The 22,658-nt window shown below is 58.5% G+C and carries 21 protein-coding genes; 4 read left to right on the forward strand and 17 right to left on the reverse strand.

Annotated features, from left to right (window positions below; translation table 11 throughout):
- Positions 1-48 precede the first annotated feature (48 nt).
- Positions 49-738 (reverse strand): phosphate regulon transcriptional regulator PhoB, encoded by a 690-nt coding sequence (phoB, locus tag AB7M26_RS05795; RefSeq protein ID WP_007896474.1) that lies wholly within the window; start codon positions 736-738, stop codon positions 49-51.
- 152 nt (positions 739-890) lie between these two features.
- On the opposite strand from phoB, the gene AB7M26_RS05800 reads away from it, so the two are divergent.
- Positions 891-1,268, forward strand: coding sequence for a COG4315 family predicted lipoprotein (locus AB7M26_RS05800; protein WP_123500835.1), 378 nt, complete (start codon positions 891-893; stop codon positions 1,266-1,268).
- Between the two features lie 89 nt (positions 1,269-1,357).
- Here the strand turns inward: AB7M26_RS05800 and ubiA are convergent, their stop codons facing one another.
- Positions 1,358-2,248 (reverse strand): 4-hydroxybenzoate octaprenyltransferase, encoded by an 891-nt coding sequence (ubiA, locus tag AB7M26_RS05805; protein ID WP_123500833.1) that lies wholly within the window; start codon positions 2,246-2,248, stop codon positions 1,358-1,360.
- A complete protein-coding gene (locus AB7M26_RS05810) occupies positions 2,248-2,811 on the reverse strand; it encodes a chorismate--pyruvate lyase family protein (protein ID WP_429388295.1) in 564 nt (187 codons plus the stop codon). Before AB7M26_RS05810 ends, ubiA begins: the two co-directional genes overlap by 1 nt.
- A 200-nt stretch (positions 2,812-3,011) precedes the next feature.
- Here AB7M26_RS05810 and AB7M26_RS05815 point away from each other — a divergent pair, with 200 nt between their 5' ends.
- The 3 genes from AB7M26_RS05815 (at position 3,012) to AB7M26_RS05825 (ending at position 4,815) form a co-directional block, all read left to right on the forward strand.
- Complete coding sequence (locus tag AB7M26_RS05815; RefSeq protein ID WP_007896465.1) at positions 3,012-3,179, forward strand: rubredoxin; 168 nt, start codon at positions 3,012-3,014, stop codon at positions 3,177-3,179.
- Positions 3,180-3,198: 19 nt separating this feature from the next.
- Positions 3,199-4,347, forward strand: a complete 1,149-nt coding sequence (locus AB7M26_RS05820; protein ID WP_218395581.1) for an NAD(P)/FAD-dependent oxidoreductase — start codon at positions 3,199-3,201, stop codon at positions 4,345-4,347.
- Between the two features lie 192 nt (positions 4,348-4,539).
- Positions 4,540-4,815 carry an HU family DNA-binding protein gene (locus tag AB7M26_RS05825; RefSeq protein ID WP_003213368.1) on the forward strand — a complete coding sequence of 92 codons (276 nt, stop codon included), beginning with the start codon at positions 4,540-4,542 and terminating at the stop codon, positions 4,813-4,815.
- A gap of 88 nt (positions 4,816-4,903) precedes the next feature.
- Here the strand turns inward: AB7M26_RS05825 and AB7M26_RS05830 are convergent, their stop codons facing one another.
- From AB7M26_RS05830 to AB7M26_RS05895, 14 genes are all read right to left on the reverse strand, one after another.
- Complete coding sequence (locus AB7M26_RS05830) at positions 4,904-5,299, reverse strand: DUF6124 family protein (RefSeq protein ID WP_123500828.1); 396 nt, start codon at positions 5,297-5,299, stop codon at positions 4,904-4,906.
- A 579-nt stretch (positions 5,300-5,878) separates the two neighbouring features.
- Entirely contained in the window at positions 5,879-6,490 is a 612-nt protein-coding gene (locus tag AB7M26_RS05835; protein WP_123500826.1) for an imm11 family protein, read from the reverse strand.
- A gap of 380 nt (positions 6,491-6,870) precedes the next feature.
- Complete coding sequence (locus tag AB7M26_RS05840) at positions 6,871-7,254, reverse strand: hypothetical protein (protein WP_123500824.1); 384 nt, start codon at positions 7,252-7,254, stop codon at positions 6,871-6,873.
- Positions 7,244-7,732: a hypothetical protein gene (locus AB7M26_RS05845; RefSeq protein WP_123500822.1), complete on the reverse strand. Its 489-nt coding sequence runs from the start codon at positions 7,730-7,732 to the stop codon at positions 7,244-7,246. Before AB7M26_RS05845 ends, AB7M26_RS05840 begins: the two co-directional genes overlap by 11 nt.
- A gap of 284 nt (positions 7,733-8,016) precedes the next feature.
- The gene (locus AB7M26_RS05850) at positions 8,017-8,640 is read right to left on the reverse strand and encodes a hypothetical protein (RefSeq protein ID WP_123500820.1); all 624 of its coding nucleotides are present in this window, start codon (positions 8,638-8,640) and stop codon (positions 8,017-8,019) included.
- A gap of 10 nt (positions 8,641-8,650) precedes the next feature.
- Positions 8,651-13,033: an RHS repeat-associated core domain-containing protein gene (locus AB7M26_RS05855; protein ID WP_429388302.1), complete on the reverse strand. Its 4,383-nt coding sequence runs from the start codon at positions 13,031-13,033 to the stop codon at positions 8,651-8,653.
- Positions 13,034-13,045: 12 nt separating this feature from the next.
- Positions 13,046-13,480, reverse strand: a complete 435-nt coding sequence (locus AB7M26_RS05860) for a DcrB-related protein (protein WP_008007718.1) — start codon at positions 13,478-13,480, stop codon at positions 13,046-13,048.
- Between the two features lie 18 nt (positions 13,481-13,498).
- Positions 13,499-15,436, reverse strand: a complete 1,938-nt coding sequence (locus tag AB7M26_RS05865) for a type VI secretion system Vgr family protein (RefSeq protein WP_123500813.1) — start codon at positions 15,434-15,436, stop codon at positions 13,499-13,501.
- Positions 15,437-15,606: 170 nt separating this feature from the next.
- Positions 15,607-18,285: a type VI secretion system ATPase TssH gene (tssH, locus tag AB7M26_RS05870; RefSeq protein WP_429375814.1), complete on the reverse strand. Its 2,679-nt coding sequence runs from the start codon at positions 18,283-18,285 to the stop codon at positions 15,607-15,609.
- Positions 18,278-19,330, reverse strand: a complete 1,053-nt coding sequence (gene tssG, locus AB7M26_RS05875; RefSeq protein WP_429375815.1) for a type VI secretion system baseplate subunit TssG — start codon at positions 19,328-19,330, stop codon at positions 18,278-18,280. The genes tssH and tssG overlap by 8 nt, the downstream gene beginning before the upstream one ends.
- Positions 19,294-21,153, reverse strand: coding sequence for a type VI secretion system baseplate subunit TssF (tssF, locus tag AB7M26_RS05880; RefSeq protein ID WP_429388307.1), 1,860 nt, complete (start codon positions 21,151-21,153; stop codon positions 19,294-19,296). The genes tssG and tssF overlap by 37 nt, the downstream gene beginning before the upstream one ends.
- Complete coding sequence (tssE, locus tag AB7M26_RS05885) at positions 21,150-21,662, reverse strand: type VI secretion system baseplate subunit TssE (RefSeq protein WP_123500805.1); 513 nt, start codon at positions 21,660-21,662, stop codon at positions 21,150-21,152. Before tssE ends, tssF begins: the two co-directional genes overlap by 4 nt.
- Positions 21,656-22,222: a hypothetical protein gene (locus tag AB7M26_RS05890; RefSeq protein ID WP_429388310.1), complete on the reverse strand. Its 567-nt coding sequence runs from the start codon at positions 22,220-22,222 to the stop codon at positions 21,656-21,658. The genes tssE and AB7M26_RS05890 overlap by 7 nt, the downstream gene beginning before the upstream one ends.
- Positions 22,216-22,650 (reverse strand): hypothetical protein, encoded by a 435-nt coding sequence (locus tag AB7M26_RS05895; RefSeq protein ID WP_429375817.1) that lies wholly within the window; start codon positions 22,648-22,650, stop codon positions 22,216-22,218. The genes AB7M26_RS05890 and AB7M26_RS05895 overlap by 7 nt, the downstream gene beginning before the upstream one ends.
- Positions 22,651-22,658 lie beyond the last annotated feature (8 nt).

A 22,658-nucleotide genomic window follows, 5' to 3' on the forward strand; every position in this document is an offset into this window, starting at 1 on the left:
TTGGTTCACGGAAAATATGCGTCCTTGTCAGCGAGTCTGGCGATCGGCTCAGGCCTTGGTGGAAAACCGGTAGCCGGTGCCGCGCACGGTTTGTACCAGATTTTCATAGGCATCGCCGAGGGCTTTGCGCAGGCGACGGATGTGCACGTCGACGGTGCGTTCTTCGACATAGACATTGCCGCCCCAGACCTGGTCCAGCAACTGCCCGCGGGTGTAGGCACGTTCCTGGTGGGTCATGAAAAATTGCAGCAAACGGTATTCGGTCGGGCCCATCTCGGCGGGTTTGCCGTCGATGGTCACGCGGTGGCTGATTGGGTCCAGCAGCAGGCCGCCAACTTCGATCGGCGCTTCGCCATCGGTCGGACCGGCGCGGCGCAGCACGGCTTTCAGGCGCGCCACCAGCTCTCGCGGGGAAAACGGTTTGGTGATGTAGTCATCAGCGCCGACTTCCAGACCCTGGATTTTGTTGTCCTCTTCGCCCTTGGCGGTGAGCATGATGATCGGGATATCCCCGGTCAGCTCATCGCGCTTGAGGCGGCGGGCCAGTTCGATACCGGAAGTGCCGGGCAGCATCCAGTCGAGCAAAATAAGGTCCGGCTTACGGTCGACGATAATGGCATGGGCCTGCTGCGAGTTCTCCGCCTCCAGGCAGTCATAGCCGGCCATTTCCAACGCAACGGCGATCATTTCGCGAATGGGCGCTTCGTCGTCGACGATCAGAATGCTCCTGCCAACCATGCGTTAATCCTCTTGTCATTTAACTGTCTTGCGCCGCATTAGATAACGGAATTATTGCAGTCGTGTGACAGTATTTTAGCCGTCCTGCGATTGTCGTGATCCTGAACTAAGCTCTAAGTCCGAATCCTGACAACCACAAGAGGAAGGTTTCCATGAATTACATTGCGCAATCCTGGAAGGCCCTGCTGGTCACGGCTGCGCTAACGCTGCCGTCCCTGGCCTTCGCGGCAGACCCGGCCATGATGAAAGACGGCATGATGGTCGACCACAAGGGCATGACCTTGTACACGTTTGACAAAGACAAGGAGGGCAAGTCGATGTGCATGGGTGAGTGTGCGACGAATTGGCCACCTTTGATGGCGCCGATGGATGCCAAGCCCACAGGTGACTGGACACCGATCAAGCGTGACGACGGCACGATGCAATGGGCTTATAAAGGCAAGCCAATGTATGGCTACAAAATGGACAAAAAGCCCGGGGATACGGAGGGTGAGGGTAAAGGCGGCTTCTGGCACATGTATCGACACTGAGTGATTGCCAAAAAGATCGCAGCCTTCGGCAGCTCCTACAGATGTCATCCGGCGTAGGAGCTGCCGAAGGCTGCGATCTTTTCCAGACGTCAGCGCAATGCGTAATCCAGCACAATCCCCACGAAAATCGCCAACCCCGCCCAATGGTTGTGCAAAAACGCCTGGAAGCAACGCATCCGGTCCTTGCTGCGGGTGTACCAGAACTCCCATGCAAAACAACCCGCCGCCGCCAGCAGGCCGAGGTGGAACCAGCCGCCAAGCTGGAATTTCGAACCCGCCAGCAGCAGGCATCCCAACGCCAACCCCTGCAGGATCAGAATGATCACCCTGTCGGCGTCGCCAAACAGAATCGCCGTGGATTTCACCCCGATCTTCAGGTCGTCATCGCGGTCGGTCATGGCGTAATAGGTGTCGTAGCCAACGGTCCACAACAAGTTGGCGATCCACAATAACCAGGCCGCCGCCGGCAGTTCACCGGTTTCGGCGGTGAACGCCATCGGCATGCCCCAGGAAAACGCCGCGCCTAGCACCACTTGCGGGTAGTAGGTGTAGCGCTTCATAAATGGATAACTGAACGCCAGGGCCAAACCGCCCAGCGACAGCCACACGGTCTTAGCGTTAGTACACAGCACCAGCAAAAAACTCACGCCCATTAGCACCGCGAAGAACACCAGGGCTTCTTTGGAGCTGATCTTGCCGCTTACCAGTGGCCGCTGTTCGGTGCGTTTCACGTGGCCGTCGACCTTACGGTCTGCCCAATCGTTGATCACACAACCGCCGGCACGGGTCAGTACCACGCCGAGCACGAAAATCACGATATTGGCCAATGAAGGCGAACCTTCACCGGCAATCCAGAGTGCCCACAGCGTTGGCCACAGCAGCAGATAAATGCCGATCGGCTTGTCCATGCGGGTCAACTGAATGAAATCCCAAGCCCGAGGATTCACGCGGTTCAGGGACTTGAGCAGGCTCTGGTACATCAGCAATTCTCCGGATGGGCGCGGGTGGCGTTCCATAAGGTCGGCAGGAAGATCTCAGCCACCAGCACGCTCAAGGCGCCGCGGTCGAAACGCGAGCGCCGGCCCCACAGTTCAGGCGCCTGAGCATCCATCGGTAGCCATGCTTGAGGATAGTGACAAACCTCAATGGCCCGGCGCTGAAATGCCCGATCACAAAACAGCAATTCGCCCAGCGAACGGCTGCCCAATTCATCCATATGCAACCCGTCGCCCTGCAGTGCGCTACGCGCCGCCACGCTGCGGGCAAACACCCAGGCTTCACCGTGCCCGCGCAGATACACCTCGCGCACCCAGCCTTCACTGCCTTCGGCCAGCTCCAGCGCGGCACATTCATCGGCGCGCAGCGGTTGCCAGCCTTCGAACAGCGGCGTGACGCTGAAGCCATCATTCGACAGACGGATCAAGCGCCGGGTCAGCGACCCTTCATCGAACAGCCAATCGAGCGTAGACGTGTCGGGAAGGGGCGTCAGTTGGCTTCGAGGGAGCCAGAGCGGTATCGCGGAGGGGGATTTTGAGTGCGGCACAGTGAGTCATTATTGGCAGCAAATGAGGCGGCGAGCTTACCATGTCAGGCGGCGAATTTGATTGGCCCCGCCTGCCGTTGCGCCGAACAGGCTTGCATCTGTCGGGTCCGATCAGTACAAAACGCCCTGAGCCGGACGGCAACACTTTACCGATCGACCGTTCGCGCCGGCAAAAGCCTGAATCCTGAGGAAGTACCTGAATGAAAAAGTGGCAATGTGTGGTCTGCGGCCTGATCTATAACGAAGCCGAGGGCTGGCCGGACGACGGTATTGCGGCGGGCACACCGTGGCAGGACGTGCCGGAAGACTGGCTGTGCCCGGACTGCGGCGTGGGCAAGATGGATTTCGAAATGATTGAAATCAACTAAGACAAGCAAGGAGCAAGGAATGAACGCACCTGTCGTGATCGTCGGCACTGGGCTGGCTGGCTACAACCTGGCCCGGGAGTTTCGCAAACTCGATGGCGAAACCCCGCTGCTGCTGATTACCGCAGATGACGGACGCTCCTACTCCAAGCCGATGCTCTCCACCGGCTTCGGCAAGAATAAAGACGCCGACGGCCTGAGCATGGCCGAACCGGGTGCCATGGCCGAGCAATTGAAAGCCGAAGTGCGTACCCACACGCGCATCAGCGGTATCGACCCAGGCCATAAGCGCCTGTGGATTGGTGAAGAGGCGGTGATCTACCGCGACCTTATCCTGGCCTGGGGCGCGGAAACCGTGCGGGTGCCGATCGAAGGCGATGCCGCTGACGCCGTTTTTCCGATCAACGATCTTGAAGACTACGCACGCTTTCGCGCGGCCGCGGCCGGCAAACGTCGGGTGTTGCTGCTGGGCGCCGGTTTGATCGGCTGCGAATTCGCCAACGACCTGATTCTCGGTGGTTACGAGGTGCAACTGGTTGCACCGTGCGAACAGGTCATGCCGACCTTGCTGCACCCGGCGGCGGCCGCTGCGGTCCAGGCCGGCCTGGAAAGCCTGGGCGCGCGCTTCCACCTCGGGCCGGTGCTCAATCGCTTGCAGCGAGTGGCGGACGGCCTGGAAGCGCACCTGTCCGACGGCCAGGTCATCCCGTGCGATGTGGTGGTCTCGGCCATCGGTCTGCGTCCGCGTATCGACCTGGCGGCCGCTGCCGGGGTGCAGGTCAATCGCGGCGTGGTGGTCGACCGTCACCTGAAAACCTCCCACGCCAACATTTACGCCCTGGGCGACTGCGCCGAGGTCGATGGGCTGAATCTGTTGTACGTCATGCCCCTCATGAGTTGTGCGAGAGCGCTGGCCCAGACCCTCGCCGGAAACCCTACCGCGGTGAGTTATGGCCCGATGCCGATCACCGTGAAAACACCGGTCTGCCCATTGGTGGTTTCGCCGCCACCACGGGGCGCGGAAGGCGTCTGGACGGTCGAAGGGCAGGGCGCGGACATCAAGGTGCTATGCCGCGACAGCGCCGGCAAATTGCTGGGCTATGCCCTGACAGGCGCGGCGGTGATGGAAAAACTCGCTCTGAACAAAGAGCTTCCCGCCTTGCTGGCGTAAATAGCGGTCGTTCTGTCGGAATCACCCCGCTTTTGCTCCCACAAAGGTCGCGGGGAGACTGGCGCCGCTCTAAAGCGCGTGCCATTCTCACTCCCGTCTGCCGCAGAGTAGAGCACCTGCGGCGCCTTAGGCGCTGTTCCAACGAGAACAGCACGGACATAACAACAAAAAACCGTCAAAGGGGCTTCACTAATGCGTAAACCAGAACTCGCCGCTGCAATTGCGGAAAAAGCAGACCTCACCAAAGAACAGGCCAACCGCGTCCTCAACGCCGTTCTCGAAGAAATCACCGGCGCTCTGCACCGCAAAGACAGCGTCACGCTGGTGGGCTTCGGCACCTTCCTGCAACGCCATCGCGGTGCCCGTACGGGCAAAAACCCGCAGACTGGTGAGCCAGTCAAAATCAAGGCCAGCAACACTGTTGCGTTCAAGCCAGGCAAGTCGTTGAAAGACAGCGTTAATCCGTAACACGCACCGACTTCCCGCATAGCGGGTGAGCGGGATAAAAAATGGGCACGCCAACGAGGTTGGGTGCCCATTTTTTCTGTCTGGCGGATCAGCCGACTCGGCTTTGTTTCCTGGCAAGAATCGCTGCTATTTCCGGCTCATTCAGGTGGTCCAGCGCTCGCTCCACCAACAAATGCACCCCATCGGCCAAGCGGCTGAGCGACAGGGCTACGGAGCGGCGTGAACCGTCCACGTCGTCGGCGAGGTCAGCGGCGATGGCGCTAATGGACAAGAGGTCTTCCGATGCGTTGGCGAGGAGGGCTTCAGTGTTGATGCCCGGGCAGACGCTGAAGAGTTGGCCTTTGCGTTTCGGTGGCTTTGGTTCGGCTGGCGGGAAGTGGTGGTCGAGGGCGCGTTCGGCGGCGTCGTTGAGTTTTTTTGAATCGGGGCTTACGTATGGGGAGACCGGGTCGGTGTCGGGTGGGTTGGGAGTAACCTTGAACATGATCTTCAATTCCTTGAGTGATGCTGACAACACTTCGCCGACTAAACGAAGGGGTGGCAGCTGTACGCAGGTTAGTCGGACCGGGGAATTGAAGAAGCCGGCGCACCCGAAGGTGCCCTACGCACAGCCACCATCAAATGCAGGTAGGAAATACCTGTCTGACGGACGCTTGTACAACTTCAATTACCAGCGGGCGACTAAACCCGACCACTGACGATCAGTGACACGAATCAAGTTACCGACCGGCCCCAAAGCGCACAAGCCGGCGGATTCTGGCGTAGCCGTAGGCAACGACGCAAGGTGTTGTAGCTTTCATGGCGTTACCTACAAGGCTTTTAAACAAACACTGTCGGGCATTGGCGTGGGACCGACTGGAAAACCATTTTTGATCAGGATTGGGGTTGCCTACGTAATCGTCAGGTAGAAAGCATTAGTACTTCCTTGTTGATTTGGCGACTGACCGGATGGCGAGGGAACATGATGAGTGCGAGCTGGAAAAATGGGCACGCCGACTGGGTCGGGTGCCCATTTTTTGTAGGCGTTGATTGACGCTTTTAACGAATGCCTTCCACTAGTAGATCACGCTTGGTTTTTATAGGGGGTGAATGAGCGCTCAGCGGTGTAGAAGCCTAGCCCTTTGTCGCTTTTGAATTTCTGTTCGATCATGGCATCAGCCAACTCTTGGGAAATCAAAAGATCTCCCGAGTCACGCTCGCGTGCAATTGCGCCCATTTCCGCGGCGTTATCATGAAGCCAAATTTCATTGAAGTAGAGTATTGAGCCATTGTCAGAGAGCTCTGCTACCGACTTGCTGTGATCAACCGCACTTATCGCCTGGGCAGCATTGACAATGTAATAGATTTCGCTCACTTGCTCCCCGTCCGCAGCAATACTTGTGGGTGGCAAGAGCTCAATAGAGTGACCGGCGTTCTGTACGAGGAAATCCGCTAACCGCTGGCTCACCAAAGGAATGTCGCCTAATAACCATAAGCAGTCGTAAGTCAGCAATTTTTTCTTTTTGCATGGAAAAAATATTTTGGGTTTATCCATGTCGGCAGGGTAAGGCTCACCTGTCAGGAGTGACAGATAGTCAAAGTTCGATCCTGCCGTTTCATAGGCGCCGCGCTCCGCATCGTATGAACCGATCAATTTATCGTTGTAATAGATAGGGGCTTTCCAGCTTAAGATCATTTCTGGATCTCCTAATTGTAATGAGCGCCAGGGCGTGCATTTTTATTCAATTGCCTTTTGCCGGAGCGGAGTAATTATGGAGAACAAATCGTGCCAACGGCTCACATAGAAGGTCGAACCGTTGTGTTTTCTGGCGGCGACAGAGAGCAGTGAAGGCTCGTCTTCTTGGTAAAAAAAACAGCGCCCAGCTCTTTCGGATATGGACGGATGTTCAGGAAGTTTTCAAGCTTGTATGAAAAGAGTTTGAATATATTCATGTTGGTTTTTGCCTGTTATTCTTCCTGACAACTTGATGGCACTCCATCCTTATCATCAATAGCCTTTTTTCAGCAAAGTCCACGCTCAGGCAATGCTTGAGAGCTTTATTTCGGAACTTAATATCATCCTGCTGCATACACATGAATTGCATCTTCTGAAATGTATATTGTTTTGCTGTTTGGATGTGCCTGGACTGGAGAGATTAATAACTCGCGCAGATCGCCTGATGTCACGGCATCATCAAGAAAACTCAAGAGATCGTTTTTTTCTGCCTTATACAATTCTCCCTTGAAAATTATTTTTTTACCTTTGTAAGCGATCAGTTTATGTGCCACATAATAGTAATCTGAAGTCATGTGAGGCCCCAGATCTCTAAGTGAGTCGAGTGCTCGAATGAGATCGCCTGAAAGTGTTGGCTGTAACATCATTGAATAAATAGCCTCTCTGCTTTCATTCGGGCCTAGTTCAAATTTTTTCAGTTTTTCCAATCGATAATTATTTTTCATGCTGGTTCGGTTGATGCGAACTAAGCCAAGAGGAGAAATCAGAAATACATATTTCATTTAAAATCAAATCTAGAGGTATATCCTCAATGCTATCGGCTATCTCGTCATAAGGGGTTGGTAATACATAGGAAAATCCGAAATCATCATCGAGAATTATTGAGCCATTAAAGATTCGTTGACGCTTTGTAAGTTTTTTTACTTGGCCAAAAGACATCCCTGTAGAAAGCATACCTCTGTAAAGTCCTTTGTAATGTACATTGCAGCCAATTGAGAATATAGCTCCGTCAGAAAGGGTTGCTATGGTGATCGTGTCGTTTACCACATAGGCCACCCTCGTTTCCCCGTCCGGTAGATTATAGTTTTTTATTTTTATGTTGTGTTTTTTATATAGCTCATCGATATAGTTGGAAATGTTTTCCCCTAATAGTATGTCTGCTGCTGAGTGCTTGGAATTGATATCTGCTGTAAAGTCAATCATGTTTAAGTTCCACCGTTCATTAACGTGCCATTAACATAGACTGGAGAGTCTTTTATTAGATCGTAATTTTTGAACCCGTCATGTCCAATTCTACCAAAATACAATATCTTCTCCAGATCTATTGGCTTTGTACACTCTCCAGTAATCGTTTCCGTGAATGTTGGGCTGGATGGAACCGCCATCTTGGATGGTAATAAATAACCCTAGAGTACGACCGCCTCTCGAATGCTCTGAGTCTTCAAGTGTGGGTAAACACTTGCTCGTCAAGAGATTGATTTTGTCAATCATTCCTCAGGATAAATTTTCAGTTTGCTATTGTCCGTAAGTATTTCAAAAATGGTTAGGGAATCATCTGCGTGATTGATCTCATAAGACCTTTCCGTGAAGGTGCTTCGCCATATTTTTTCAGTAATCGAAGTGATTTTATCGGAGTTGTATTTATAAAGGGTTTCGAAGTATTCTCCCGTGTTGTTCAAGCAGTAATGCCCTGTAGCTTTGTCATTCAGAAACTTAATCAGGGAAACCGAGTCAAGGTTGGCCTCTAGGTTGCCGTTTAGCTCACTGCCGAATGTAAGCTCAAGGATTTGATCGGCCTCATGCAAAAAAAATTTTCTATAAACAATCCATTGCTTTTTAATTGTTACGTATTTTGCAAATTTTAACTCACCTATTATTTTGTTATCTTTATTTAAGAAATAACATTGCCTGTTTTTGGCTGGCTCGGAATCTTTTTTTAAAAAACGTCCAGGCTTACATCCCTGGAGCTCCGACATATAGGGGGCCGGCGAATAGGAAGGCATGATCCCCATGCCCCAGATTGTCGTTTTGTAGTTTTTCTCCATAGACGATATAAGCTCTGAATATTTATCCTTATATTCATTGAGTCGTGCATATAAAAAGTCCTTCATGGGGTATCTCCTACTTTGCTAATGGGAAAACCTTTCCACCGTTGAGCTCCAAGTTGAGTTTATTTAAACCCGACTCGAATCCAGATTTTGTGTTCGCCCCTTTTAGGGTTTCCCATACGTGTTGTTTATACGCATTGCCATGTACTCCTTCCCCGGCATGAGCGGTTGCTGTTGTATTTGGTAAACGGGACTGTGGGTTTACAGGCAGCCATATACCATTTTCTTTCTGATTTATGTCAATGCCAAGTCTGTCCATACGTCTTCTCAACCAGCGCATACGCACATCCTTCGAATTGGACATTACTATATGGTGGGCTCGATAGTTCGAGTTTGGCGCTTTACCCAAACGGCTTCCAAGAACTTTAGCATCGCTCGAGCAACTTAGGCCCAGAGCGTCTATCCAAGTGAATGGGTTAGGTGAGTATTGATAAAGATTGATTCCCCCCGCCAACCCAATCGGATCCGGCGTCGTAAACCGCCCCACATCCGGATCATAAAACCTGAACGTATTGAAATGCAGCCCCGTCTCCCGGTCCAGGTACTGCCCCTGGAACCGCAGGTTCTGCTCTTCAATGTAATACGGCTCACGCACCTCTTCTAACGTGTTGCCCCACACCCGATAAGTCGCCTGCCAGACGTTGTGGCCGTCCGCCTCGGTGAGCTGTTCCGGCAGGCCGTTGAGGTCGTTGTGGTAGTAGCGGATTTTTTGCAGCGGGCCGGTGCCGTCGACGCGGGCGAGGGGTTCGTAACCTTCGTCTTCGTAGAGGTAGAGGCTGGTCTGTTGATGGCGATGCTCCTGCAACAGGCGCAGGCCGTCCCAGGTGAAGCGGGTTTCTCCCAGTGGATAACCGTTGGTGTCGTGCCCGGTTTTTTCGATGCGCCGGCCCAGCGGGTCGTAGGTCATCCTGAGCACGCTGCCGTTGTCATTGCGCACTTCAATCAACCGGCTTTCGGCGTCGTAGGCAAAGCGTTGCAGGCCCCATTTAGCGCTGCGTTTTTCGATCATCCGGCCAAACGCGTCATATCGATAACGCTTGTCCTGATAGGTCAGCAGTTTGTTGTGCACCACCAACCCGGTGCCGGGTTGCGGGCCGTCCAACAGATTGGCGGCGGCGTCGTAGGCGAAGGTTTCGCGCTGGCCGTGCAGGCTGTCCTGGCTGGCGATGATGCGGCCGGTGGCGTCGTAGTGCAGCAGTTGGCGGTGTTGCGCGGCGGGTTGCTGGTCGAGTTTGCCGATCAGGTTGTCGGCGGGGTCGTACTCGAAATGTTTCTGCACGGCGGCCGGCATCAGCGAGGGTTGGCTGGTGTGTCGGCGTTGGCGTGAGCGTAAACGGCCGCTGCGGTCGTATTCGCTGCGGGTGCTGATCTGGCCTTGGGTGCGTAGCACTTCGCGGTGCAGGCGGTCGCGTTCGAAGTCGCTGATGACCTGGCCGTCGAGGTTGATCTGGTGCAGGTGGCCGCTGCCGTAGTACAGGCGATTGAGCCAGCGGCCGTCGGGCAGTTGGGTCTGGATCAGGTTGCCGAGTTCGTCGTAGTGGTGGTGCAGGCTGCCAGCCGCGCTTTGTTCTTCGAGCAACTGGCCGAGGGCGTCGTAGGCGAAGCTCAGGGTTTGTGCGTTGCCGTGGTGGTCGGTGAAGGTGACGGCAGTGAGTCGGTCCAGCGGATCGTAGGTGTAGTCGGTGCGGCCATCGTCGGTGACTTTGGCGATCAGCCGGCCGACGGCGTCGCGTTCCAGTCGGTGAACGATGGGAGCGGGGGGCGACTCGGGGACGACGGCCAGGCCGTTGCCGTAAGGCGCCGGAACAGCCGTCACCGCCGCGACGTTATCCAGCAGGTCATAGGTGTAGCGCTTGGCGCTGCCATCCAGATCCTGTTGTTCGGTCAGCCGATCACCGGCATCCCAGGCAAACCGATAACTTTCGCCGTTCTCGTTGGTCAGCGCTTGCAGCCGCCCGTAGCTGTCATACCCGAATTGCACCTGCCGGCCGTGGGCGTCGGTGCGCTGGCGCACCTGGCCGCGGCGGTTGTGTTGATAGAGCGTGGTGTGCCCGGCCGGGTCGGTATAACCGGTCAATTGGCCGCTGATGTCGTGCTGGTACTGCTCGGTGCGCCCGTCCGGCAATTGGCTGCTGAGCAGGCGCCCTTGGGCGTCGTAGCTGAATTGGGTGCGTTCGCCGAGGGCGTCGGTGATGGTTTGCAGATAGCCCCGGTTGTCGTAGCTGAACCGCGTCGGATAACCCGAGCAATCGATGTGTTCGATCAATTGGCCGAACGGGTTCCAGCGCAGCTTTTTGCTTTTGCCGGTGGCGTCGATGATCTCCACCACCTGGCCGTGGGTGTCATAGCGGTAGTGGGTGATGTGGTCCAGCGGATTGGTTTCGGCGATGCAGTTGCCTCGCTGATCGTAGCGGTATCGCCAACTGTTGCCGGCGGCGTCGGTTTGCACCAGCGGCAAGGCCCAGAGTTCCAGCCACAAGGTCGAGTCGCTGCGGCCTAGCGGGTCGGTTTCGCCGATCAGGTTGCCGGCGTCGTCGTAGCTGTATTCGTAGTGCCCGCCCTGTGGGTCGGTGGCGTTGAGCAGTTGGCGTTCGTCGTTCCACTCGAACTGCCAGGTGTGGCCGAGGTTGTCGGTGTATTGGGTGATCTGGTGCTGGGCGTTCCAGCGCCGCGTACTGATGCGCTGCAAGCTATCGGTGATGCGCGTGACACCGGTTCCGAGGTCATAGTCGAACTGGTAAGCGTCGCCCTCGTCGGTCCAGTGCCGGACCACGCGCCATTCCAGGTCTTCGATCAACGCCCATTCATAGAAGCAACGCAGCCCCGTGGGCAACTGGTGCTCGACCATCCGCTGTCCGGCGTCGTAGGTGAAACGCCGTTGCACCTGGCCGGTAGCGTCGCGCACTTCGGCCAGGTTGGCTGACTGATCGTAGCCATAACTCACCAACACTTCGCGGTGTTGGTCAGGGTAGACCCGTTCCACCTGACTGACCCGTGCCTGGAGGTAGGTCAATTCCACCTGAACCAAGTCAAAGGTGTCGCGCAGTTTTACAAGGCGTCCGGCGGCGTCATAGTCGAGGTAGATACGGTTGTCATTGCGATCACCCAATTGATCAAGACGCAGCAGCGCCGTATTGCCCGGCACTGGATTGAACAAGCGGTACACACCGTCATCACTTTCAATCAACAACTGCCCATTAACATGGCGTCGAACACTAAGCCCTTCCCCCGCACTGAACACCGCGCCGCCCAGGGGGATCGAGCCCATGTCGATGCGCCGACCCTGTTCATCGGTGTAGACCAGCGTTTCGCCGCCCTCGGGGTGAGGCAGGATTTCCACCCGCACCTCGTAGGACACACTCCAACCCGCGCCAAACATCCCGTCGCGTCGCTCGTCACGGCTGTTGTAGAAGCGTTGCCAATCCATCGGCAAGATGCCGGGCAACACGAAATCCAGCTCTTCATCTCCCCCCAGCACCTTGGCCCCGGTCGCCGCATGCACCGGGTTCGGCGAGCCCCTGGCGGCGTTGGCCAGGGCGCCCATCGCGCTGCTGACGGCCATCGACGTCGCGCCACCGATCAGCATGCACGGCAATTTGCTGAAGAACTTACCCTTGCCACCCTTGAGCATCAGCAACGCAGTGACTGCCAGCCCTACGCCCGGGGTCTTGCCGCTGCGGATCTCACGTACCACCACCGAACCGCCGCCAATGGTGACGTTGGAGGAAATCAGCCCGGACGACACGACCTTGGCATCGCAGGTGCTGCGGTCGCCGCTGCGCACGGCGGGCTGGCCGTTGATGGTGACCTTGTCCGAGCCCTCGGCCATAAACTGCGGCGGCATCGGCGGATGCTTCATGCAGACGAGCAGGTCCAGCGGCTTGGGCACCGCGCCGGGCGCGGGAGTGGCAACGGTGGGGCGCCACATCTGGGAGAAGAAGCTTTCGGCCATGTCCAGGTAACTGGCTTCTGCTTCGGGCTCGGGCATTTCCAGTTCGGTGCCGGCCGGCGCAACATGGGATGGGATCGCTCCGGCGGCGCGGGCGGCGGGAATGTTGTTGGTGAGGGTGTTGGTGGAGCCGGTGAGAATGTTCGCCTGCACCGTGGGTGGAAACAGCGCGTTGCTGAAGCTCTCGCACAGGTTACTCAAGCCTTTGTCGGCCCCGGTCTTGCTCATGGCAAGGCCGACGATCGTGCCCACCACCAGGCCGAGTACGAAGCACCCCAACCCGCCAGTGACGACGGTGATGCCGGTGGCCGCCACCACGGCAGCGGTGGCCAGCGCAGTGATCGCGATGTTGGCCGCGACCTCGAGCACGCCGCCGAGGATGTCGGCCATCATCGAGGTGTGATCGAGCGCGTCGCCCAGTCGGGCGGCCCAGAGTGCATCAGACATGCAAGGTGCTCATCAGGCCGGAACGTCGAACAACAGCGAACTCTTGATGGTCGCCCAATGCGCGGCTTCGGCATCGCCGAGTTTCTCGGCCTTCACGTAGCTCAGGGCGAGCATCTTGCGGGTGCCGGGTAACACCAGTGCCAACTGGTATTGGAAGACTTTGTCGTTGCCCTTGTTGAACTGGCTGCGCAACTCGATGCCTTCGACTTCCTGGCTGGCGCCCAGACGCACGGCGACGCCCGGTTGAAAACGCAAGTCTTGCACTTGTTTTTCCAGGCGCTTGAGCTGGTCGTCGAAGTTGCTTTGCAGGGTTTCGCCCTCGGCCAGCAAGCTGCGGCTGACAATCAGCGAAGTGCCCAGTTCAGGGAACTTGAGGATGTTGATCGACGCGTCTTGCAGTTCGCCTGCCGGCAGTTGGAACTGGAATTCATTGATTCGGTAAGTCATGGAACACAGATCTCGTGATTAGCCCTTGGGCTTGGGAAACGCGGCATTGATGTTGGCGTCGATGCTGGCCTTGACGCCCTGGCCATCAGGCGTGGCGCCAGCGCCGCCGCCGTTGTTCAGGTGCAGCACGCCGCCGGTGTTGAACTCGGCATCACCGCTGGCATAGAAGCTGATTTGCACGCCGGTCAGGTTGATCTGGCCACTGGCATTGAGCTCCAGGATGCTTTCACCACAGACCAGCCGCAGGTTCTCACCCACTTCAATGACGTAGCTCTGGCTGATGCTGTCGGTCTTGCGCTGGCCCACCGAAAGAATGTCTTCCTGTTTGACGATACGCAGGCGGTTGTTGCCGATGGTCACCGTCTCGTTATGCCCGATGCTCTTGTTGCGGTCGTGACCTACCGAGTGGCTTTCATCCACCTCGACCACGATGTCCTGGTTGCGCTCGGCATGGATGTACAGCTGCTCGGCGCCTTTTTTGTCTTCCATGCGAATTTCGTTGAAGTTCGCCGGTGTGCCGCCCTTGCTCGAACGGCTTTTCATGCCGCTTTGGGTGGCGTTTTCCGGCAAGTCGTAGGGCACGGTCTGTTCGGCGTTGTAGACGCGGCCGGTGATGATCGGCCGGTCCGGGTCGCCTTCGAGGAAGCTGACGATCACTTCCTGGCCGATTCGTGGGATCTGCATTGAACCCCAGTTTTTCCCGGCCCAGGATTGCGACACGCGAATCCAGCACGAACTGTTTTCGTTGGACTGGTCGTGACGGTCCCAATAGAAATGCACCTTCACTCGGCCGAACTGGTCGGTCCAGATTTCCTCGCCCTTGGGGCCAACCACCAGTGCGGTCTGCGGGCCCTTGACGATAGGCCGGTGGGTGTTGGGCAGGGGGCGGTAGCTTTGTTGCGCGTCGATGCAGGTCAGGCTGCTTTCGAACTGCGCCGAAGCGCCAGCGCCGCCGGTTTCCCCGCTTTCCTGGGCGACGTAGTAACGGGCGCCGACGATCAGGTATTCGCGGTTCTGGTCCTGGCGGCTGAAGCCCGTGAGGCTGAACAAATGTCCCGACCCCAGGCCCCGGGCGTTGCCGGCGAACTCGACCTGTTCGTGCAGGGTCTGCAAGGCTTCGATGCGGGTGCGGGCGTAATGTTCGCCGTCTGCGCTTTGCACATAGGTGCCGGGATAGTCGTACAGCGGATAGTCACCGGCGGTGTGCGGACGCGGCATGGCCGAGCGCACGTCAATTCGCGCGCTGGGGCGCTGGAAGTCATAGTCGTTGAGTTCCAGCGAGCCAGGCTGGACTTCCTGGGCCAGGTGCCAGTCATGGATGTGATCGCGTTCGCGCTGCTGTTCATTCTTGGGGTAGTAGGGCACCGAAGCGTAGCCGGGCACGCTGGTGTGGGCGCCATAGGCATCGGCCAATACCAGCACATGACGACCCTGTTCATGGCGGAAGAAGTAGTAGATCCCTTCCTGCTCCATCAGGCGGCTGACGAAATCAAAGCTGGTTTCGCGATACTGCACGCAGTATTCCCACTCGCGATAGGGCCGGCTCAGGGCATCTTCGAAATCGGAAAAACCCAGGTCGCGAAAAACCTGCTTGATGATCTGCGGGATGGTCAGGTTCTGGAAAATCCGGCAATCGGAGGTGCGGGTCAGCAGCCAAAGCCAAGGCCGCAGCGTGGCCTGGTAGCTGGCGAACTGGCCCTGGTCGACGTTCTGGCTGCAACGGGCAACGATGCCATGGAAATAGCGCTCGCCACCGCCGTCCAGTTGCAGGCTCAGGCACATGGGTTTGCCCAGCAGCTGGTTGAGGTCGATGGCGTTGTCCAGCGAGTGCAGTTGCAGCTCATAGTTGAACAGCCGCCCCAGCTCTTCGCCGCCGCCCATGTCCTTGAGCAACAGCACATCCGGCCCCAGGGGGCTGGTGATTTTTGCCAGACGTGAGAGTTGCTTGAATAGCATCAGTTATCCCGTAAACGTTGTAATCACCGCGCCGCTTTCTCCCTGCCGGAACCGGATCAATGTGGGAGCTGGCTTGCCTGCGATAGCGGTATATCAGTCGACATCAATGCTGAATGTCACACCGTAATCGCAGGCAAGCCCGCTCCCACATTGACCGTGTTCCAGGCCGGTCAGGCCGCGTCGCTGAAGTCGTAGTGCAATTCGTTATCCCGGGCGCTGATCCGCACCCCTGCCAGCGCTTTGCCTTCGAGCATGCGGGTGAGGAACTCGCGGCTCATGTCCGGCAACAGGCTGTTGGTCAGGATGGTGTCGATCATCCGCCCACCGCTTTCGGTTTCGGTGCAGCGGGAGACGATCAGGTCGATCACCGCGTCGTCGTAATCGAAGGCCACTTTGTGGGTGTTCTCCACACGCTTCTTGATGCGGTTGAGTTGCAGGCGGGTAATGGCCTTGAGCATCTCGTCGCTGAGCGGGTAGTACGGAATGGTCACCAAGCGGCCCAGCAATGCCGGCGGGAAAATCTCCAGCAGCGGCTGGCGCAGGGCCTTGGCGATCTCTTCGGGCTCGGGCACGTTTTGCGGGTCTTTGCAGACCTGGGCAATCAGCTCGGTGCCAGCGTTGGTGGTCAGCAGGATCAAGGTGTTCTTGAAGTCGATCACCCGTCCTTCACCGTCCTCCATCACGCCTTTGTCGAAGACCTGGAAGAAAATCTCGTGCACGTCCGGGTGGGCTTTTTCCACCTCGTCCAGCAGCACAACGCTGTAGGGTTTGCGCCGCACGGCTTCGGTCAGCACGCCGCCTTCGCCATAGCCTATATAGCCTGGTGGCGCGCCCTTGAGGGTGGACACGGTGTGGGCTTCCTGGAACTCACTCATGTTGATGGTGATGACGTTCTGCTCACCGCCATACATGGCTTCGGCCAGGGCCAAGGCGGTTTCGGTCTTGCCCACGCCGGAAGTGCCGGCGAGCATGAATACGCCAATCGGCTTGCTCGGGTTGTCGAGGCCGGCGCGGGAGGTCTGGATGCGCTTGGCGATCATCTGCAAGGCGTGGTCCTGGCCGATGATGCGTTTCTTCAGGTGCTGGTCGAGGTTGAGTACGGTTTCCAGTTCGTTACGGGCCATGCGGCCCACTGGAATGCCGGTCCAGTCGGCGACCACCGAGGCCACGGCCTGGTAATCGACCGTCGGCAGAATCAGCGGGGTTTCGCCTTGCAGGGCACTGAGGCGCTGTTGCAGGTCCACCAGTTTCTCGCGCAGGGCGTGGCTGTCTTCACTGCCAACGTCGCGGTCTACCACACCGACGCTTTCGCGCAGGGTGGCGCGGGTGGCGAGCAGTTCGTCCACCAGGGTTTTCTCTTCGGCCCAGCGGCTTTCCAGTTCGGCCAGGCGTTCGCGCTCGGCGGCCAGCAGGTTTTCGCTGTTGCTCTGGCGGGCGCCGATGACGATGCCGATGGCGTGCTCGCGGGCGATGATTTGCAGTTCGGTTTCCAGCGCCTCGATGCGGCGACGGCTGTCGTCCACTTCGGCCGGCACGGCGTGCAGGCTGATGGCGACCCGGGCGCAAGCGGTGTCCAGCAGGCTCACGGATTTGTCCGGCAATTGGCGCGCCGGGATGTAGCGGTGGGACAGCTTGACCGAGGCTTCCAGGGCTTCGTCAAGGATCTGTACCTGATGGTGTTTCTCCATGGTCGAGGCCACGCCGCGCATCATCAACAGCGCCTTGTCTTCGGACGGCTCGGCGACTTGCACCACCTGGAAGCGGCGGGTCAGGGCCGGGTCTTTCTCGATGTGCTTCTTGTACTCGGCCCATGTCGTGGCGGCCACGGTACGCAGGGTACCCCGGGCCAAGGCGGGTTTGAGCAGGTTGGCCGCGTCCCCGGTGCCGGCGGCGCCACCGGCACCGACCAGCGTGTGGGCTTCGTCGATAAACAGGATGATCGGTTTTGGCGAGGCCTGGACGTCTTCGATGACCTGGCGCAGGCGCTGTTCGAATTCACCTTTCATGCTTGCGCCTGCCTGCAACAGGCCGACGTCGAGGCTGCGCAATTCCACATCCTTGAGCGCCGGCGGCACGTCACCGGTGACGATGCGCAGGGCAAAACCTTCGACCACGGCGGTTTTACCGACGCCGGCTTCACCGGTCAGAATCGGGTTGTTCTGCCGACGGCGCATGAGGATGTCCACCAGTTGGCGGATTTCTTCGTCACGCCCGACAATCGGATCAAGCTTGCCGCTACGGGCCTGTTCGGTGAGGTCGACGGTAAAACGCTTGAGCGCTTCCTGCTTGCCCATGGCGCTTGGGGCCATGGCGCCGCTGGCTTCACCAGGCACGCTGCCGGCGTTGAAACCGTCGCTGGCGCTGAGCGCATTTTCCGGCGAGTCACCGACGTATTCGTCAAAACGCTCGCTCAGGACCTCGACCTTGATCTTGTCGAACTCTGCCGACAGCCCCAGTAGCCCATGGCGCAGGCTCGGCGTCTTGAGGATGCCCAGCACCAGGTAACCGGTACGCACCTGGCTTTCGCCGAACATCAGGCTGCCGTAGACCCAGCCACGTTCCACGGCTTCTTCCACATGGGAGGACAAGTCAGTGATTGAAGTCGAGCCCCGTGGCAAACGGTCCAGGGCGTCGGTCAGGTCCCGGGCCAGGCGCGCCGGCTCGATATTGAACTGACGGATGAGGCGGTGCAGGTCCGAGTCCTGCAGTTGCAGCAACTGATGAAACCAGTGGGCCAGCTCCACATAAGGGTTACCGCGCAACTTGCAGAATACGGTGGCGGCTTCGATGGCTTTGTAGGCCACGCTGTTGAGTTTGCCGAATAACGCGGCGCGACTGATTTCACCCATGCTCTTGGCTCCTTGAGGTTTGTGAGGTGTTGGCCTGCTCGGCGTAATGCCGGGCCAGTATTAAGTCCTTGGCATCTTTTTCGGGCTTGCCCAGCCAGGTATTGAAACCCAGGCGGAAGCGGCGATTGAGTTGCAGCGCCGGTACTTCGGGCTGTTTCAGAACCAGGTTCAGGTCCCAGTCCAGTTCATGGCCCAGGTATTCGGCGACCCAGGCCACCAGCTCATTGAAGGGTTGGCTACCGGGCAGCATGCTCATGTAGTCATCCAGCTTGAGTGGCCCAAGACGAATGCGGAATTTGTGCTGGCGATCCCAGACGTAACGGCCCAGGCAAAAATCCACGCCCAATTGATGGGCGCTGACGCCCACGCGGCTGCGTTCCGGCAGTTCCAGCCATTGGCCGACGTACTCTTCGATCTCCACCGGCAGGCCGAAGTACTCGCTGAGAATGGCTTTCAAACCATCCGGGTAGCGGGTTTGTGCCGACAGATGACCGCTGTAATGCAACTTCGCCGTGTCGGGGATCAGCCCTTGTTTGAGCAGGCTCGGCATGCCCCGGCCGCTTAGTGCTGCCAGGCGTGCCGACCAGTAGTCATCGTCCGGGCGGTCATGGCTGACCGTCGGCCGCGCTTCGGCCCAGGCCCGGTAAAACAGGCTCAGCAGGCGGTGATGGAACACATCCAGGAAGCGTTTACTGGTGCTGTCGGCATTGTTGCGCTGGCGTTCGCGCACATATTCGGTGAGGTGCAGCGGCAACGGACCGTTGGGGCCGCCGAGGCCGAAAAAGAACTGCTCCAGGCGCGGCGGCGAGCCGTCGACGCCTGGCTGTACCGACGCCAGGGTCGCCGGGGCGAAGGTGCATTCAGCCTGTTGCCCGAGGCGCAGCGGATCATCGGCCAGGCGCAACGAATGGCCCAGGCGTGGCAATTCAGGCGATTCGCACTCGATGCGCCGCAACGCCTGGAAGAAGTCGTATTCCCAGGGTTCCTGGTGCATCGCGTCCAGGGTACTCACAGGGTCGGACGGCGTCCGGGCTTGGCTTTCCATCGCATGATCTCGCCGCGTTCGGTGGTACGGATCACCGTCTCGGTAAAACTGTTGATCGACACGTAGCGTGCCAGGAAGCGCTCGAACACTGCACCGAGCAAGAAGACTCCAGTGCCGCGAAACGCGTTTTCATCGAATTCCAGGGTGATCTCCAGGCCACGACCAAACACGATCGGGCCGGGCATCGGCAGGCGTCGGGTGCAGGCCTTGCTGCTGACTTCGCGCAGGCCTTCGATCTGCAATTGCAACGCCGCGTCGTTGCTGTCGCCATACAGGCGCAGCAGTTCGCGCAGGGCGGCGGCGCCCTGGCCTTGTTCGCTGAGGGACAAGTAATTCAGCGACAGCTGGCTGATCAACCGCCACGCCTTGGCGTCGTGGGCATGGCTGGCGCGTGGGCGGCTCGGGCCTGCCACGCAGCGCACCGCCGCCACAGGTGCGCTGTCGGCCAGGGTGAAGTCGGTCTTGCTGTTGCCCACACTCATGAACAGCGGCAGGTCGCGGTTGGTGCACAACGCTGTTACGCCCAGTTGACGCAGGTCGTGGCGATAGGGCGCCTGCTGGCTGTCCACCAGGCTGACGAAGGTTTCGCTGCCGATGTACGTCGAGCGCGGGCCGTTGCGCCGCTGTCCGCTGGACAGCACGCGAGGTTCGCGTCGCACCGTGTACCAGGCCTGGTCGCGGCCGTAGCGAGACGGATCGCGTACCGCATAGAACGGCAAAAAAGGCTGCTCCGACCCGGTACCGTGGCCGGTGAGGGTGGTCAGGGAATGAATCTCGAAATCCATCGGCCGGGTACGGTCGGCGATCACATGGTGTTCATTGACCCGTTCCGACAAGTGAATGCGATCCAGGCGCTTGGGAAACAGGTTGATGGCCGGGGTGCAGAACGGCAGGAACTGCGCGGCTCCGACGCTGCCTTCCAGGCTCGGATCGTGACGGTCGAACAGCACGATCAATTCCAGTTCCTGGCCGTCGCAGCGTTTGACCGCCCGGCTCAGTTGGGTGAAGTCGACAAACAGAAAGCGATGGGGCAGGGCAAAGTATTCCTGCAACAGGCGATAGCCCTGGAAGGCCCGCGAGACCACTGGCAGCGCGGCGTCGGTATCGTCGAATCCCTGGGAGCGCAGTGCGTCCTGCGGCAGGCGTTCCACCCAATCACCGCCGGGCTGACGGGCGAACACGGCGCAGACGTTGCCCAGCAGCTGTTCGTAGAGGCGGAAGGGTTGCTCGTCTGCTCCATTGAGGTACAGCGGCAGGTTGTCCAGAGCCAGACTGTTGAACGGTAGCTCGGCGCCGGTGCGCAGGGTCAGGCGCAGGCCGGCCTTGGCCTTGGGTTCGCTGGCGGCCAGGCGCCCGAGCACGGCGGACGGGTTGCCGAAGTACTCGGCCTGGCTGACCTGCAACGGCCACAACGTCACCGCATGGGCGGTGCGGTACTCGCAGCAGGTTTGTGTTTCGCGGCCCAAGGCGGCGCGCAGGACCGTGTCCCGGGGCAGCGGGAAGCCGCTGCCCAGCGAACCTTCATCGGGGTCGGCCTGCAATTGCACCACGGTCATCGACGGTGTCGGCGCCAGGTAATGGGGGTACGCGATTTCCAGCAGGTTGTGGGTGAAGGTCGGGTATTCGGCGTCGAGCTTGAGTTGTACCCGCGCCGTCAGATAAGCAAAACCTTCCAGCAAGCGCTCGACGTACGGGTCGGCGCAGTCCATGCCGGACAACGTCAGCCGACTGGCGATCTTCGGGTATTCCTGGGCGAACTCCGCCGCGCTTTCGCGCACGTGGTGCAATTCCTGGTTGTACAGTTCCAGAAGGCGCGGGTTCATGAGCGTCTCCGCTGATCGGCGTTGATCACTCGCACATGGCCGGATTCCAGGTCCAGGTCGGTCTGCAGCATCAGGCGCAGCGGCACTGGCTGCGCCCAGAGATCGCCTTCGATCTCGAAACTCAGGGCGTTGTGGTTCATCTCGGCGGATGCCCGGGCCCGCACGCGCAAGGTGTTCCGTAGAATCCGCGGTTCGAACGTAGCGATGGCCTGGTGGATCAGCGCTTCAAGCGCCGCGATATCGACGTTCGACGCACTGTTGCCGGCCAGGGCTGGCAGCCCGAAGTTGACCACCGACGTGCCGGCCGGGGTGTGCAACGTCGCATCGGCGCTGAGCAATGAAGTGGTGTTGAGCAACCACGCCAGGTCGCGCAGCACCGAGGCTTTCAATTGGGTCAGGGAGAGCACGCGCTTGTCGGCGCTTTCCTTGGGATTGCTCGGGTCGTCATCGGTCAACCGGTCCAGCAGGGACGGTTGCAGACGATCGCGGGTGGCGATTTCGGTTACCACGTAAATGGCCCCACATACATTTTTTGGTCCCCGCCCGAGCCGCAGGAGGCATAGTTACTCGCGGCGCCCGCTTCCAGGGCTCCGTTGATTTGGCGGATAGCCTGCATTTTGCTGAGGCAGTCGCGACTAGGCGCTGGCATGTGCTCGCTACGCCAGACCGCGAATATCGGAATGTCGTTGAAAGTCTCTACACGCAGCCTTTGCGGTTTATCCAAACTGAAGCTGCAAGGCCATTCCATGTCCAGCTTCATACGAGTCTGGTCGGGTTTGACCAGTGTGCATCGGCCCTGATCGTCAACCAATCTGAGTTGTTGTCCGACGAAGACTGCCTGGGTGGCCGTCGGTTCAGCATGTTGGGCCCATGCGCCCAGGCTGATGAAATTCATCGCCAGGCACACGGTGAGCAGATGCTTTTTCATTGATGAACGAAGACCTGACCACGACTCGGGCACCGAGCAGGAAAGGACTGGATTGGAGCAAGCAGCAAACGCCATCGGCGCATTCAACCGGGCCGGGAGGGACGGTTGCAGGCGATCGCGGATGGCGATTTCGGTTACCACCGGAATAGCGCCGTAAACATTTTCTGGTCTTGCTGGCCGAGCCCGCACATGGCGCTGGGGTTGACCGACGAGGCTTCCAGAACGCCGTTGATTTTGCGTACGGCTTGGGATTTTGTCTCGCAGTCCCGACTAGGCGATGGTTCGGGGACGCTCCGTTCGACCAGGAAGATCGGGACGTCTCTGAACATTTCTACCCGCAATTCACCCTTTGGGTTCAGGTTGAAATAGCACGGCCATTCCATACCCAGTACCAAATGAGTCTGATCAGGTTTGAGGACGGCGCATTGACCGTTCTGGTCGACCAACTTAAGTAGCTGGCCAGCGAACGTTCCTTGAGTGCGAGCGGGTGCGTCGAGTTGGTCTGGATCGGTTTCAGCGCAGGCATTCAAGCTGATCAGCAGGCTGTACAGGAGTGTCGCTCGGAGCATTGGCCCTA

The sequence above is a fragment of the Pseudomonas sp. F-14 TE3482 genome, from assembly GCF_053629455.1.